Origin of the sequence: Caldanaerobius fijiensis DSM 17918 (genome assembly GCF_900129075.1) — a bacterium.
GTDB lineage: Bacteria > Bacillota > Thermoanaerobacteria > Thermoanaerobacterales > Caldanaerobiaceae > Caldanaerobius > Caldanaerobius fijiensis.
The window spans coordinates 191,660-207,774 of the sequence record NZ_FQVH01000001.1 but is presented as its reverse complement, the minus strand read 5'-3'; the positions used below and the strand labels follow the sequence as shown (position 1 = coordinate 207,774).

15 protein-coding genes are annotated in these 16,115 nt (G+C 37.9%); all 15 read left to right on the top strand.

Annotation, left to right across the window (positions count from 1 at the left end; genetic code table 11):
• The 15 genes from yfmH (at position 1) to ftsZ (ending at position 16,028) form a co-directional block, all read left to right on the top strand.
• Positions 1–1,284: an EF-P 5-aminopentanol modification-associated protein YfmH gene (gene yfmH / locus BUB87_RS01015; protein WP_073341217.1), complete on the top strand. Its 1,284-nt coding sequence runs from the start codon at positions 1–3 to the stop codon at positions 1,282–1,284.
• Positions 1,285–1,455: 171 nt separating this feature from the next.
• A complete protein-coding gene (mraZ, locus tag BUB87_RS01010; RefSeq protein ID WP_073341293.1) occupies positions 1,456–1,887 on the top strand; it encodes a division/cell wall cluster transcriptional repressor MraZ in 432 nt (143 codons plus the stop codon).
• Between the two features lie 8 nt (positions 1,888–1,895).
• Positions 1,896–2,831: a 16S rRNA (cytosine(1402)-N(4))-methyltransferase RsmH gene (rsmH, locus tag BUB87_RS01005; RefSeq protein WP_073341216.1), complete on the top strand. Its 936-nt coding sequence runs from the start codon at positions 1,896–1,898 to the stop codon at positions 2,829–2,831.
• Between the two features lie 25 nt (positions 2,832–2,856).
• Complete coding sequence (locus BUB87_RS01000) at positions 2,857–3,225, top strand: cell division protein FtsL (RefSeq protein ID WP_073341215.1); 369 nt, start codon at positions 2,857–2,859, stop codon at positions 3,223–3,225.
• A 51-nt stretch (positions 3,226–3,276) separates the two neighbouring features.
• Positions 3,277–5,346, top strand: coding sequence for a stage V sporulation protein D (locus tag BUB87_RS00995; protein ID WP_073341292.1), 2,070 nt, complete (start codon positions 3,277–3,279; stop codon positions 5,344–5,346).
• A 119-nt stretch (positions 5,347–5,465) separates the two neighbouring features.
• Positions 5,466–6,905 carry a UDP-N-acetylmuramoyl-L-alanyl-D-glutamate--2,6-diaminopimelate ligase gene (locus BUB87_RS00990; RefSeq protein ID WP_073341214.1) on the top strand — a complete coding sequence of 480 codons (1,440 nt, stop codon included), beginning with the start codon at positions 5,466–5,468 and terminating at the stop codon, positions 6,903–6,905.
• Positions 6,898–8,298 carry a UDP-N-acetylmuramoyl-tripeptide--D-alanyl-D-alanine ligase gene (locus BUB87_RS00985; RefSeq protein WP_073341213.1) on the top strand — a complete coding sequence of 467 codons (1,401 nt, stop codon included), beginning with the start codon at positions 6,898–6,900 and terminating at the stop codon, positions 8,296–8,298. The genes BUB87_RS00990 and BUB87_RS00985 overlap by 8 nt, the downstream gene beginning before the upstream one ends.
• Positions 8,283–9,242 carry a phospho-N-acetylmuramoyl-pentapeptide-transferase gene (gene mraY / locus BUB87_RS00980; RefSeq protein ID WP_143156589.1) on the top strand — a complete coding sequence of 320 codons (960 nt, stop codon included), beginning with the start codon at positions 8,283–8,285 and terminating at the stop codon, positions 9,240–9,242. The genes BUB87_RS00985 and mraY overlap by 16 nt, the downstream gene beginning before the upstream one ends.
• A gap of 17 nt (positions 9,243–9,259) precedes the next feature.
• Positions 9,260–10,618: a UDP-N-acetylmuramoyl-L-alanine--D-glutamate ligase gene (gene murD / locus BUB87_RS00975; RefSeq protein WP_073341211.1), complete on the top strand. Its 1,359-nt coding sequence runs from the start codon at positions 9,260–9,262 to the stop codon at positions 10,616–10,618.
• A 3-nt stretch (positions 10,619–10,621) separates the two neighbouring features.
• Positions 10,622–11,725 (top strand): stage V sporulation protein E, encoded by a 1,104-nt coding sequence (gene spoVE / locus BUB87_RS00970; protein WP_073341210.1) that lies wholly within the window; start codon positions 10,622–10,624, stop codon positions 11,723–11,725.
• A gap of 20 nt (positions 11,726–11,745) precedes the next feature.
• Positions 11,746–12,471 (top strand): cell division protein FtsQ/DivIB, encoded by a 726-nt coding sequence (locus BUB87_RS00965; RefSeq protein WP_073341209.1) that lies wholly within the window; start codon positions 11,746–11,748, stop codon positions 12,469–12,471.
• 2 nt (positions 12,472–12,473) lie between these two features.
• Positions 12,474–13,214 (top strand): DUF881 domain-containing protein, encoded by a 741-nt coding sequence (locus BUB87_RS00960; RefSeq protein WP_073341208.1) that lies wholly within the window; start codon positions 12,474–12,476, stop codon positions 13,212–13,214.
• A complete protein-coding gene (locus tag BUB87_RS00955; protein ID WP_073341207.1) occupies positions 13,214–13,546 on the top strand; it encodes a small basic family protein in 333 nt (110 codons plus the stop codon). Before BUB87_RS00960 ends, BUB87_RS00955 begins: the two co-directional genes overlap by 1 nt.
• A gap of 58 nt (positions 13,547–13,604) precedes the next feature.
• Positions 13,605–14,843, top strand: coding sequence for a cell division protein FtsA (ftsA, locus tag BUB87_RS00950; protein ID WP_073341206.1), 1,239 nt, complete (start codon positions 13,605–13,607; stop codon positions 14,841–14,843).
• Between the two features lie 90 nt (positions 14,844–14,933).
• Positions 14,934–16,028: a cell division protein FtsZ gene (gene ftsZ, locus BUB87_RS00945; protein WP_073341205.1), complete on the top strand. Its 1,095-nt coding sequence runs from the start codon at positions 14,934–14,936 to the stop codon at positions 16,026–16,028.
• Positions 16,029–16,115 lie beyond the last annotated feature (87 nt).

The following is a 16,115-nucleotide window of genomic DNA, read 5'->3' as shown; positions in this document are numbered from 1 at the left end:
ATGCGGGAAATTATTAAAAATAATATTTTAAATGAAGAAATTGTACATCATCTAACGCCAAGTGGTTTAAATGTATTTGTAATGCCTAAAAAAGGTTATACAAAGCAATATGCTATATACGCTACCCATTATGGGTCTAACGATAGTAAATTTATTGTGCCTGGCGAAGATAAACCGACAGAGGTGCCAGATGGTATTGCCCATTTTTTGGAGCACAAGATGTTTGAAGAAGAACATGGCAATATTTTTGACGAGTACAGCAAATTAGGGGCCTCTGCTAATGCATTTACTAACTTTAACATGACGGCATATTTATTTAGCAGTACAGATAGGTTCTATGATTGCCTTAAAGTATTGGTGGGATTTGTCCAGAGACCTTATTTCACAGATGAAAACGTGGAGAAAGAAAAAGGTATAATAGGGCAGGAAATAAGGATGTATGAAGACGATCCAAACTGGAGAGTTTATTTTAATGCCCTTGACGCTTTATATAAAGTTCATCCGGTGAAAATAGACATTGCTGGTACTATTGAGAGTATATCGAAGATCAACAAGGATTTGCTTTATAAATGCTACTATACCTTTTACACCCCTCAGAACATGGTTCTTTTTGTCGTAGGGGATGTGGACAGCGAAGAAGTTTTTAGGATAGCTGATGAAATGGTGAAACCAGGCAAAGTGAAGGGTGAAGTAGTACGAATTTATCCTGATGAGCCCAAAAGCGTGAATAAAACTCAAGTGGTACAGGATATGATGGTGTCTATTCCACTGTTTAATATAGGTTTTAAGGACACAGATGTAGGTTATGATGGTTACAAGTTGTTAAAGAAAGGTATTGAAATGGAGATAGCTTTAAACATATTGATAGGCAAAAGTTCCAGGCTTTACAATGACCTTTATGACAGTGGATTGATTGATAATGATTTTGGATTTGATTTTGAAAGTCAGAAAGATTATGGTCATTCTATTATAGGTGGCGAGTCGAGAGAACCGTATGCTGTTATGGATGCTATAGTTAAAGAAGTTGAAAGGATAAAAAAAGAGGGAATAGCTGAGGGGGACTTTGATAGGATAAAAAGGTTTATAAAAGGCAGGTATATTAAGATGTTTAATTCTGTGGAGAATATTGCCCATGCTTTTGTATCCTATTACATGAAAGGGATAAGCATCTTTGATGTGTATAAGGCTGTGGAAGAGGTAAAGATCCAAGATATTAATAGCCGCTTTGAAGAGCATTTTAATAATCCAGTTATATCTATTATCAATCCTATAAGTGCCAAATAAGGCACTTTTTTTTTTACAGAATATCGTAAATTACGAAATGAAGTTCAATGTTACGAATTGAAGTTTTTATATGCTTTTATTGAAGGATTTTTGACTTTATTATAGAATATTATTATGTGAGTGGTGTAAAGTGGTGCAAAGTGGAGCAAATATGAAGGGTTTGTGATGATCATGTTTTTTGGCGAGTATCAGCATACCATGGACCCCAAAGGCCGTGTGATTTTACCGTCTAAGTTCAGGGAGGAATTGGGCGATAGTTTTATAATCACAAAAGGTCTTGATGAATGTCTTTTTGTATATTCTAAAAGCGAATGGGAGAGAATAGAACAGAAGTTGCGAGAATTACCACTCAATAGAAAAGATGCCAGGGCTTTTATGCGATTTTTTTTCGCGGGGGCATCTCAGTGTGAAGTGGATAAACAGGGCAGGGTGCTGATACCCCAAAATCTGAGAGAGTATGCATCGTTAAAAAAAGATTTGATGATAATAGGCGTTTCTACAAGAGTGGAAATATGGAGCCTGGAAAAGTGGCAAAAATATATAAATGATACAGGTGCTTTGTTTGAAGAAATCGCAGAAAATTTAGACGATCTGGAAATATAGGTGATTATATGGATTTTAGACATGTTCCAATAATGCTAAATGAAGTCATTGATGCGCTCAACCTGCAACAGGGCAGTGTAATAGTTGACGCTACGATAGGCGGTGCCGGACATTCATCGGAAATCATAAAGCGCATATTGCCAGGAGGGCTTTTGATAGGGATTGATCAGGATGAAGATGCAATAATGGCCTCGCAACAAAGGCTTGGCCCATACAGCCCAAATGTCGTAATAAAAAAAGCAAATTTTTCGGACATAAAAAAGGTATTGTCGAGTTTGGGGATTTCACGGGTGGATGGCATACTGGCAGATATCGGGGTTTCATCGCATCAATTAGACGAAGCACATAGGGGTTTCTCATATATGCATGATGCACCACTGGATATGAGGATGGATAGAAGCTCAAAAGTTACAGCGGAAGTGCTGGTAAACACACTTTCCAAAAGTGATCTGGAGAAAATTATAAGGGAATATGGGGAAGAGCGTTGGGCTTCGAGAATTTCAGAATTTATAGTGAGAGAAAGGCAACAAAAACCAATTAAGACCACCGGGCAACTTGTTGATATCATCAAAGCGGCGATTCCAGCCAGGAGTAGGCGGGAAGGGCCTCATCCTGCTAAAAGGACCTTTCAGGCGTTGAGGATTGCGGTAAACGATGAACTTAATAACCTGGAAAATGCAATATGGGATTTTATCGACGTTTTAAGGCCAGGAGGAAGGCTGGCTATAATAACTTTTCATTCACTGGAAGACAGGATCGTAAAAACAGCGTTTAAAAATGCTGAAAATCCATGCATATGTCCCAAGGACTTTCCTGTATGTATATGTAACAGGAAACCATTGATAAAAATCATCACTAAGAAACCTATAATACCTTCGGAAGAGGAGCAACAGGATAATCCCAGGAGTCGAAGCGCTAAACTTCGCGTTGCCGAGAAACTGTAATAATTCACATAAGAGGTGAATAAATTTGTTTATAGAGCAAAGGTCCTATTATGAGGTATGGGAACAAAAAGAGCAAGTTAAACAACATAAGAAAAAACCTAAATCTCGTAAAAAGTTAAAGCAACTTATTGAGATAGCATTGGTTCTTGCTGTTGGCATTATAATAACATCTTGTTATGCGACTATTGCGAAGATGAGCTATATAAATGAAAGCTTATCCAAGCAGTATAGTCAAATAGAAGCACAAAATAAAGAACTTAAACTGCAGCTTGCCCGTTCGAAAAATCTACAGCGGATTGAATATATAGCTGTGAACAAATTAGGTATGGTAAAGCCTGATGAAACGCAAATTGTTTATGTAAAGGTTCCAAAGGTCAACAAAAAAGCAAATTGAGGTGGTTCCTTAGTGAAAGTCGGTATATTGGCCAAGAGACGCCTTGTACTGATGTTATTGATAGTAGTATTGATAACATCAGCTTTAAGCGTAAGACTTGGCTATATACAGATGATAAAAGGACCGACTTACACAAAGATGGCTAAGGATCAATGGACACTGGATGTAATGGTAGCTCCAAAGCGTGGTACCATATACGACCGAAATGGAAATGAACTGGCAGTCAGCGTTACGGCTGGTAAAGTGTCAGCAATACCCAGGGAGATAAGGGATCCACATGGAACCGCTCAAGTACTATCAAAATTATTGGAGCTTAAAGAAGATGAGGTTTATAAAAAGCTTACCCAAAATGTACAGGAGGTGCTTTTGAAGCGTCGGGTATCTGAGGACATCGTAAAAAAATTAAGAGAATTAAAATTGCCAGGAATAGAAATATCTAACGATACAAAAAGGTATTATCCCGAAGGTCGTTTGCTTTCCCATGTGCTTGGTTTTACTGGTGCAGATAACCAGGGTTTGGATGGCGTTGAATTGATATATGACAAGTATTTAAAGGGCATTCCAGGATATATATCATTGCCCATTGATGCTTTGGGTAGAAAGATTGATGATCAGTTGACGCAGTATAACAAGCCCAAAGATGGTTTCAGTATCGTATTGACTATTGATGAGAATATACAAAAGTTTACTGAGAAGGCTCTAGAAGATGCATATACAGTAAATAAACCTGCAAAGGGGATAACGGCTATAGTTATGGAACCCAATACCGGAGAAATATTGGCGCTGGCTAACAAGCCTGATTATGATCCTAACAATCCATTCGAGGGCGATCAAAACAGCTTGTTTAAAAAATGGAGAGATAAAGCTATTTCAGATACCTATGAACCAGGATCGGTTTTTAAGACCATAACTGCAGCGGCGGCACTGGATTCTGGCTATGTAAAACCTGATGATAGATTTTATGATAGGGGATTTGTTACTGTAGCGGGGCATCAAATAAAATGTTGGGCATGGTATGCACCACATGGTTCTGAAACATTTGTTGAAGGCGTGCAGAATTCCTGCAATGTGGTATTTGTGGAAACGGCCCAGAAGATGGGCTCACCTGTATTTTACAAATATATCAACGCTTTTGGATTTGGCAAACCCACAAATATCAGTCTACCTGGTGAAGCCACCGGAATTGTAACTCCATTATCGAAAGTTGGACCTGTAGAGCTTGCTACCATATCTTTTGGTCAGGGTATATCGGTCACTCCTCTTCAGATGATAGATGCATTGTCTGCTATTGCTAATGGAGGAAATCTCATGCAACCCATGCTAGTTAAGTATATAAAAGATCCTGATAGCGGTAAAATCATAAAGGAGTTTAAGCCAAATGTTGTAAGAAGAGTTATATCCTCTGAGACTTCCAGAGAGATGAGGGAAATATTAGAAAGCGTGGTATCCAAGGGAACAGGTAAAAAATCATATATACCGGGTTACAGAGTTGCGGGCAAAACGGGAACGACAGAAAAATATGTACCTGGTAAGTATGTGGCTTCTTTTGCAGGTTTTGCACCAGCAGATGATCCCAAGATAGCTGTCATTGTCATGATCGATGAGCCTACAGGAGAAGGACATATGGGTGGTGCTATTGCTGCACCTGTGGTGAAAAGTATTATTGAAGATTCTTTAAAATACCTTGGAGTGAAACCAAGGTATACTCCAGAGGAGAGTAAAGAACTAGTAAGAGGCGATATCGTTATTCCAGATTTTACAGGTATGAAGGTTGAAGATGCTAAAGTTAAAGTTATAGAGTCAAAATTGACGTATAAAGTGGATGGAATAGGTGATGTTGTTTTAGATCAATCGCCAAAACCTGGCGCTTATGCGAAAGAGGGTTCAACAATATTTTTGTACGCGTCGAAAGACATCGATTCAATTGTAATTACCATACCAGATCTCATAGGTAAAACATTGAGGGAAGCATTGAGTGAACTCAACAGCCATGGTTTGAAGGTTAGTATAAGCGGTGATGGTATTGTGGTTGCCCAAGACCCACCGGCAGGTGTTCAGGTTAAAAGAGGTACGATTGTACATCTGACATTAAAACAACAACAACAGCCCATTGGACCTTAATTTTGAACAATCTTGAACAAGTAGTAATTTGTACCATATGTTTATATTCCACAGGATATGTGCTATACTTTATATAATAATAATGTTACTAAAAGATCTAGGTATAAAGGGGATATAACATGATCTTGAGGGAATTATTAGATGGGGTTGATGTCATATCAGACTATAATGGTCAGATAGACATAAAGGGAATAAAATATGATTCCAGGAAAGTTACATCAGGCGATGCTTTTTTGTGTATAAAAGGTTTTAGTGTTGATGGCCACAGATTTGCACAGGAAGCAGTTGAAAATGGGGCATCGGTGGTAATAGCTCAGGATGATGTAGCTGTGGACGGTGCGGAAGTTGTGATGGTAAGGGATACAAGAATTGCAATGGCTAGAATTGCAGCTAATTTTTATGGTCATCCTTCAAAAGATTTTGTCCTGATAGGTGTTACTGGTACTAATGGTAAAACAACTGTTACCAATATTATAAGATGGGTCTTACGAAACCTTGGCTATAGCGTAGGGCTTATAGGTACTATTAATATAGCTATGGATGATGAAGAGATTCCATCAATTCACACTACCCCTGAATCTGTAGATTTGCAGCGGATTTTCAAAGAAATGAAGGATCGGGGTGCCCATTATGTGGTTATGGAAGTTTCTTCCCATTCACTGGCACTTCATAGGGTAGATCAATGTGATTTTGATGTAGCTGTATTTACTAATTTAACTCAAGATCATCTGGATTTTCACAAGACAATGGAAGAGTATATGAAAGCAAAAATGAGGTTATTTAAGATGACAAAAAAGAGCATTGTAAATGTGGATGATGATTATAGCGATTTTTTTGTCCAGCAGGCTAATAAACCATTGTATACATATGGTATAAATGGTGGGGATTTCAGGGCCAGGAATGTAGTGATGACTAACGGAGTGGAATTTGACCTTTATCACAGCGGTTTTATCACACCTATAAAATTTCCCATCCCGGGGAAGTTCAGTGTTTATAATGCGTTGGCTGCTATAGCGACTTTGAGCGCTTTAGGATTTCCTGTACCGAATATAGCTGAATCTTTAAGCACATTTCCCGGAGTGAAAGGCAGGTGTGAGCTGGTGAATTGTGGTACACCTTATAAGGTTGTGATTGACTATGCTCACACTCCGGATGGACTTGAAAATATATTGAAGTCGGTAAGGGAGTTTACGATAAATAGATTGATAGTCGTTTTTGGGTGTGGCGGGGATAGGGATAAAGCTAAAAGACCTAAGATGGGCGAGATTGCCATTCGATATGCCGATTATACCATAATTACTACGGATAATCCACGTTCTGAAGATCCCCAGGCTATTATATCTGACATATTAAAAGGCATAAACGGGAATGAAGACAAATATAAAGTGATAGTCGATAGAAAAGAGGCTATAAAGTATGCACTTGGCATGGCAAAAGAAGGCGATGTAGTGTTATTGGCTGGTAAGGGCCATGAAACTTATCAAATATTAAGGGATAAGACCATACCTTTTGATGAAAGAGAAATTGTAAAAAGTATAGTTGGAGGAAAAAATGTTTAGCATTGATGATATTTTAAGTGCAACAGGTGGAAAGCTGGTTTGTGGTACAAAAAATGTAAATATAACGGGCATTACCACTGACTCTAGAACGGTAAAAAATGGCGATTTATTTATACCTTTGAAAGGACAAAATTTTGATGGTCATGATTTTATATGGCAGGCTTTAGAGAATGGTGCAGTAGCGGTTATGAGTTCTAAAGATCTTGCTCTTGAAACTTCAAAAGTGGTCATCAAGGTTGATGATACTCTCGTAGCTCTTCAACGAATTGCTGAATATCATAGAAGGCGGTTTGATAGGTTGAAAGTTATAGGAGTAACAGGCAGCACAGGTAAAACCACCACAAAAGAGATGATATCATGTATACTGAGCCAAAAATACAATATTTTAAAAACCAAGGGAAATTATAACAACCAGATAGGTCTTCCGTTAACCATACTAAACTTAAAACCAGAGCATGATATAGCAGTACTGGAAATGGGTATGAGTTCTTTTGGCGAGATAAGAAATTTAAAAAATATTGCAAAACCCGATATAGCTGTATATACCAATATAGGCATTTCACATATTGAGAAATTGGGTTCTAGGGAAAATATACTGAGAGCTAAACTGGAGATGATTGAGGACTTTACTGAGGATGATTATGTGGTCTTAAATGCCGACGATGATATGCTTTTGAAGGCAAAGGAAAACATGCATAGCCGTGTTATAACGTATGGAGTTGATAGAGGGGATATAAGAGCCTTTGGGATCGAGCAAAGGGATAAACTGCATTTCAATGTAAAGTTTCCTGGCGCAGATGATGGTGTTTTAAATGTAGAAATAGATACCTATGGCAAGCACAATGTGTACAATGCTCTGGCTGCTATAGCGGTGGGGTTTATATACAAGCTTGATGCCACTGATATAATCACAGGGTTGAGAGATTATAGACCCGAAAAAATGAGGTTAAATATTGTGAAAACCAAGGACCTCATTATAATAGATGACGCTTATAACGCCAGTCCTGATTCTATGAAAGCGGCTATTGATGTACTTCACGATATAGGAAAAGATGGGTTCAAAACCATTGCTGTATTGGGTGATATGAAGGAGCTGGGCGATTATTCTTATATAGCTCATCGAGATGTAGGAAAGTATGTACATCAAAAAGGCATTGATATATTGGTATCCGTTGGCAGATTCGCAGGATATATAGCTGATGGGGCTTTAGAATGCGGAATGGAACCTGAAAGGATATATAAAGCAGACGACAATAGAGAAGCGATTGAATTACTCAAGAAGATTTTAAAGAAGGGTGATGTTATATTGGTAAAAGGGTCAAGGGCTATGATGATGGAAGAAATTACAAGCTTCTTAAGGAGAGAAGAGATATGCGAATATTTACCCAATTGATTATAGTAACGATTACGTCGTTTGTAATAAGCCTGTTAACCGGACCTCTGATAATACCTACGCTGAGGGCATTGAAATTCGGTCAGACAGAAAGAGATGATGGGCCTAAATCGCATCTAGCTAAAAATGGTACACCTACTATGGGCGGTATTATTTTTATGGTTGGTATTATTATTTCTAGTTTGATATTTATCCCTGTAAATAAAGACAAACTGGTTTTGCTCCTTGTGACCCTTGGTTTTGGCTTAATTGGCTTCATTGATGACTTACTAAAAGTAGTATTTAAACGGTCTTTAGGACTTAAAGCCCGATCAAAATTGGTGTTACAGTTCATTATGGCTGCTTTGTTAGCATATTACGCTTATCGACATCCCGGTGTAGGTACAAAATTATATATTCCTTTTAGCAAAGACATGGTAGATCTGGGTAATATGTTTATACCATTTACCATTTTTGTAGTGGTAGGGACTGTAAACAGCGTTAATATAACTGATGGACTTGATGGGCTGGCCAGTGGTATAACATTTATAATTTCTGCTTTTTTTGCAGTGGTTTCCATGGGAATGAATAATTTGCCCGTAGCTCTTTTTTCTGGGAGTGTAACAGGAGCCACGCTGGCTTTTTTGCGGTATAATTCCTATCCAGCTCAGGTATTTATGGGTGATACTGGTGCGTTTTTGCTGGGAGGGGCGCTTTCGGCTATAGCGGTTTTAACAAGGTTACAGCTTTTATTGCCCATTGTAGGGTTAATATTTGTGGTTGAGGCTCTTTCAGTGATTATTCAGGTATCATCGTTCAGGCTGACAGGAAAGAGGGTTTTTAAGATGAGTCCGATTCATCATCACTTTGAGCTATCGGGTTGGCATGAAACTAAAGTCGTTCACGTGTTTTGGATTGTTACGTTAATGCTTGTTGTATTATCTTTTATACTGATGACATTATGAAATGGAGAAGATGCAAAATGGAGATAAAAGATAAAAAAATTCTAGTAGTAGGTTTGGCAAAAAGTGGTATAGCTGTTGCAGAAGTACTGAGCGAATTGGGAGCCCATGTAGTAGTAAATGATATAAAATCTTACGAACAGCTTCAAAATTCATTAAAACCACTGGAAGGATTGAAGATAGAATATCAACTGGGTAAACCAACAGAGGAACTGGTAGAATATGTAGACATGATAGTGGTAAGTCCGGGAGTTCCATTGGATCAACCTTTTTACGGAAAGGCTTTGAGTTTGGGAAAAGAAGTTATTGGAGAGGTAGAGCTGGCTTACAGGCTGAGTAGTTCGCCATTTATTGCTATCACGGGAACCAATGGCAAAACTACGACAACGACATTGACATATGAGATTTTTAAAAACGCTGGGCAGGATGCAAGATTAGCCGGAAATATCGGAATTCCAATTATAAGACAGGTGAGAAGTGCGCAACCCAATACAGTTATAGTGGCAGAAATAAGCAGTTTTCAGCTGGAAACGGCATACGAATTTAAGCCCAGGATATCGGCAATACTCAATATAACACCGGATCATTTAAATAGACATAAGACGTTTGACAATTATGTTGATGCTAAAGCCCGTATATTTATGAATCAGGCTGAAGGTGATTATCTTGTTTTAAACTACGATAACAATGTGACGAGGGAATTGTCTAAAAGAGCTCATTGCGATGTGGTCTATTTTAGCAGAAATACCATATTAGAAAAAGGCATATATGTAAAAGATGGATACATGTTAGAAAACCTTGACGGTAGAGAAAAAGTTATAATACCTGTAGAAGATATATATATTCCAGGAAAGCACAATTTAGAAAATGCATTGGCAGCTTGTGCTATAGCGCGTTTGTGGGGTATAAGTACGGAGTATATTGCTGACACATTGAGATCATTTAAAGGCGTTGAACACAGGATAGAGTATGTGGCGACCATTGATGGTGTAAAATATTATAATGACTCAAAAGGCACCAATACGGATGCTGCTATAAAGGCTATAGAAGCCTTGAACTACCCACTTGTGCTTATAGCAGGAGGATATGATAAAGGTGAAGACTTTACTCCTTTTATTAAGTCTTTTAATGGGAAAGTGAAAGCACTGATATTATTGGGAGCTACCGCAGAAAAGATAGAGAAATGTGCAAGGGAGCAGAATTTCAATGCCATATACAGGGTTAAAGACATGGAAGAAGCGGTGCGAAAAGCAAAAGAACTGGCAAAAGAAGGTTATGCTGTTTTGTTGTCACCAGCATGCGCTAGCTGGGATATGTACGATAATTATGAACAAAGGGGCAAAATTTTCAAGGAGGTTGTAATGTCATTAGGAGGATAATATATGAAAAATAAACCTGTGGATTTTAACCTGCTGTTATTTACGATGTTGTTAGTAGCTATTGGATTGGTTATGGTTTTTAGTGCCAGTTCTGTTATGGCTATGTTCAGGATGAATGATTCTTACTATTTTCTCAAGAGACAATTTTTGTGGGCAACCATGGGTTTTTTTGCCATGGTCTATATGATGAATTTTGATTATCACTACCTTGAAAAGTATAAACGACATTTATTTGTTATCAGCATAATCCTTCTGGGTTTAGTGTTTGTACCTGGGATAGGTATAAATATCAAGGGTGCAAGCCGATGGATTGGATATGGTAATTTAAGCATTCAACCATCAGAGATAGCTAAAATTGCTTTGATCGTTTGTCTTGCAAGTAATATATCCCAAAAACAGGATAGGATAAAATCATTTTTTAAAGGTGTAGTACCTAATTTGATTATAGTAGGAATATTTTTTGTACTAATAGCTCTTGAACCAAATATGAGTACTGCTGGGATTATAGCTATTGTAGGGCTTGTAATAATCTATGTAGGGGGTGCAAAGCTGTCCAATATCTTAAGCTTGATAGGATTAGGCGGTGTGTTAGGAGGAATAATGATCTTTGCAGAACAGTACCGAATGAACAGGGTTTTGGCCTTTTTGGATCCATGGAAAGATATGCAGGGTAAGGGGTATCAGGTTGTTCAATCGCTCTATGCTTTAGGATCTGGGGGCATATTTGGAGTTGGATTAGGCAGGAGCAGGCAGAAACTTTTTTATATCCCAGAACCCCAGAATGACTTTATATTTTCAATACTTGGTGAGGAACTGGGTTTTATAGGGGCTCTTTTTGTAATAACTCTTTTCCTGCTATTTATCATAAGAGGATTGAGGATAGCGGCAAAGGCTCCAGACCTTTTTGGGTGCCTTCTGGCTGTAGGCATTACATCGCTTATAGGAGTACAGTTTTTGTTGAACATAGCCGTCGTTACAGCTAGTATGCCACCTACAGGTGTGCCGTTACCATTTATTAGTTACGGTGGATCGTCTTTGGTATTTACCATGGCTCAGGTAGGCATACTCTTGAATATCTCCAGGTACGCTGATAGCGATAAGGGCTAACAAAGGCAGGGATAGGGTAAATGCAAAAAAAAATACTGAAAATTGTGTTTGTAATTATTTTATTATCAGTGTCTGTTTACATTATCCTTGGTTCAGATTATTTCAAAATAAAAGAGATAAGGGTGGAAGGGAATAAACGCGTACCGACAGGTGAAATAATTAAGTTGTCTGGTGTAAAAGTTGGTGATTTGATTTTTCAGGTAGATAAAAAAGACATAATACGAAGATTAAAAAGCATTCGATACGTGAAAAATGCTGTTGTGAAATTGAAGATGCCAGATAAAATGATTTTACACATTGTTGAAAGAATTCCAGTAGGATTAGTACCATATTATGGCTCTTTTTTAAAAATAGATGATGAAGGTGTGGTACTGGAAGTAACTAAGAACAACGACAACAAATTGCCTGTTTTATACGGTGTTAAGTTAAAAGAAACGTCGTTGGAGCAGAAAGTAAAACCTGAAAATTCTGTTATTTTTAAACAAGCACTGCAGGTATTAAAGTCATTAGATGAGATGCATATGACCAATTTGATAAATGAAGTGGAAATTAACGGGTCTACGATTGTAATGAAAGCCCGTCCAGATATAGAGGTGAAAGTTGGACAAGCAGATGACCTTTACTACAAACTTAATTTTTTGAAAGTGATATTAAATGATTTACAAAATAAAGGTTACAAAAGTGGAACGATAGATTTAAGCGTGAAAAATCCAACATTTACACCTAATTTGATAAAGGAGAGGTAGTTATGCTTAAAAAAGCAGTTGGACAGGTATCAATAGCTTTTGTCTTGTTTTTATTAGGACTTATGATCTCATTACAATATAAAACGATTCAGTATGGCGGAAGTAATGTAAATGTACAGAGAATTGAAGAACTTACATCTCAAATAAAAAAATTAGAAAGTGATAAAAAAGGACTTGCAAATCAAGTAAATGCGCTTCAAAACAAATTGGCTGATTATGAAAATGCTGCTTCTAAAGTCAATGCTGTTGCAAATGCTCTTAAAGAGGATAATGAAAAGTATAAGCTGATGGCAGGGCTGGAAGCAGTACACGGCCCTGGAGTTATAGTGACGCTTAATGATAGCACAAAACAGATACAACCGGGAGACAATGCCAATAACTATATAATTCACGATACTGATCTATTACAAGTACTTAATGAATTAAGGGCGGCAGGTGCAGAGGCATTGTCGATAAATGAAGAGCGAATAATAGCGACGACAGAAGTAAGATGTGTGGGCCCTACGGTTGATGTAAATAATAGCAGATTCGCTGCTCCTTTTGTGATAAAAGCTATAGGCAATCCGCAAACGCTTCAGGCGGCTCTGGAGTTAAAAGGCGGGATTGTAGAGGCATTACGTTATTGGGGAATACAGGTAAACATAAAAACGTCCAACGATATAACCATTCCGGCCTATAACGGTGTCATACAGTTTAAATATTCAAAACCCTTACAGGCACAGGATAAGGGAGGTGGCCAGTGATGTGGGCTTTCCTGGGGGTATTGGTAGGTATAATTGCAGGTATTTTTCTTCCGTATAAAATACCTGTAGCGTATTCATCGTATACGGCCGTGGCAATATTAGCTGCATTAGATACAGTTTTTGGGGGCCTTAAAGCGTACCTCGAAGGAAATTTTAATACCCAAATATTTATATCAGGTTTTTTTGGTAATGCGCTTTTAGCAGGTTTATTAGCGTATATAGGTGATTTGTTGGGGGTACCAATTTATCTTGCAGCTATATTTGCTTTTGGAACCAGATTATTTAATAACTTCGCTACAATTAGAAGATATGTTATCAAGAAAGGACATTAAAAAAGAGGAAATCTGGCATTTTTGTTGAATTATTATATTATACTTAGGGGGTTAAAACATGCGTGAAACTGATTCTAATGTAGTTCTTGGATTAGATATAGGAACATCAAAAATATGTGCAGTTGCTGGACAACGCAATAGAAATGGGGAAACCCGCATTGTGGGCGTGGGATTAAGTTCTTGTAAAGGTATAAAACGAGGTGTTGTCGTAGATATAGATTCTACGGTAAAAAGCATAAATGAAGCGGTAAATCAAGTAAGGCAGATGTCCAATATGGATTTTGAGGAGGTAAACATAAGCATTGTTGGTGGACACGCTTCATTGGTAGAAAATAAGGGAGTTATTGCTGTTTCGAGAGATGATAGAGAAATAACAGAAGAAGATGTGAACAGAGTACTCCAGGCGGCAAAAGTTGTTGCATTGCCTTCAGATAGGGAAATAATTGATATAATTCCCCAACAGTATATTGTAGATGGCTATGATGGCATAAAAGATCCTGTTGGAATGATTGGGGTAAGGCTCGAGGTTGATGCCAAAATAATTACAGGCAATATTACATCAGTAGAAAACTTGGTGAGGAGTGTAAATAAAGCTGGACTAAAAGTTAAAAAGATAATCCTGGAGCCTTTGGCCACTGCTGAGATATTACTAACTCGAGATGAAAAGGAATTGGGTGTTGCCCTCGTAGATGTGGGAGCTGGGAAAACAAGTGTTTCTATATTTAAAAATGGACATCTTATCGATACTTACCTGCTGCCAATTGGTGGAGAACATATAACCAATGATATAGCCCAGGGTTTTAAGATATCGATACAGGAAGCCGAGCAAATAAAGATAAAGTATGGTTGCGCAGGCGTGTTTTATGTAAAAGAAGATGAAACAATAAAGTTGCCATCTGTTGGCAATAACGTGCCAAAAGAAATATCCAGAGTTGACCTTGCCTATATAATGGAAGCTAGAATACAGGAAATTCTGCTTATGATAAACAAGGTTATTACAGAAGCTGGTTACAGAGATGAGATCACGTCGGGTATTGTACTCACAGGAGGCGGTATAGCTTTTATTCCAGGATGCCTGGAGTATGCTGTTGAAGTAATAGGTATGCCTATAAGAGTTGATTATCCTAAGATAATAGGTGTTGCTTCGCCTATCTACTCTGTTGCTACTGGGATAGTGGAATATATACTCAAAAATACAAAATATAAACCAGAGAAAAAAGAAACTGTAGCGAATAAAAATATAAGACATAATTATTTTATTAATAAGCTTAAGGAAATATTCAGCGATTTTTTTTAATATAGTACTTGGCTGTTTTTTATAATCGATTTTGATGTAAAAAACAGTGTAGGAAAATCAATATTTAATATAGGGGAGAGAGGAGTTTTTATGATAGAATTCGATGTTGATATGGAACAGTTTGCTCATATAAAAGTAGTAGGTGTTGGCGGCGGTGGAAATAATGCTGTCAACAGGATGATAACAGAAGGACTTAAGGGTGTTGAATTTATAGCTATTAATACTGATAAACAAGCACTGTATTTATCAAAGGCCACGCACAAGATTCAAATCGGAGAGAAACTGACAAAAGGGTTAGGTGCAGGTGCTAATCCAGAAATAGGAAAGAAGGCTGCGGAAGAAAGTGCAGATGAGATTTCGCAGGCGATTAAGGGAGCAGATATGGTATTTGTAACAGCGGGTATGGGTGGAGGAACCGGTACAGGGGCAGCGCCAATAGTTGCGCAGATAGCCAAAGAACTTGGAATATTAACCGTAGGTGTGGTGACGAAGCCATTTACGTTTGAAGGTAGAAAGCGTATGAAACATGCAGAAGAAGGGATAAACGCGTTAAAACAAAAGGTGGACACCCTTGTGACAATTCCTAATGATCGCCTGTTGCAGATCGTAGAAAAAAAGACCAGTATGGTAGAAGCGTTTAAGATTGCCGACGATGTATTAAGACAGGGTGTACAGGGTATATCTGATTTAATCGCGGTACCTGGACTGGTCAACTTGGATTTTGCAGATGTAAAGACTATCATGATGGAGACGGGTTTGGCCCATATGGGGATAGGCATAGCCAGTGGTGAAAATAGAGCCAAAGAGGCTGCCAAGCAAGCTATTCAAAGCCCATTGTTGGAAACATCAATAGAGGGAGCCAAAGGAGTGCTTTTAAATATAACGGGTGGTCCAAACCTCAGCCTTTTTGAGGTCAATGAAGCAGCTGAATTTATATACGAAGCAGCAGACCCTGACGCTAATATTATATTTGGAGCAGTGATAGACGAAAACCTACAAGATGAAATAAAAATAACCGTCATAGCGACAGGTTTCGAAAAAAAAGGTACTACAGAAACTGTTGCGAAAAAAACTGAAAATCTACAGGGAACTGCAAGTAAGCAGAATGTACACGTTGATGTGGAAAGTATAGACCTGGACAGATTAGATATACCTGCATTCTTACGAACGCATAATAAAAGATGAGCAGTTTTTGTAAAAAAACTGCTATTTTTTTTACCGAGTAAATGCCATAATTTTACATATTTTTTAATTAAAGTGTGATAAAATATT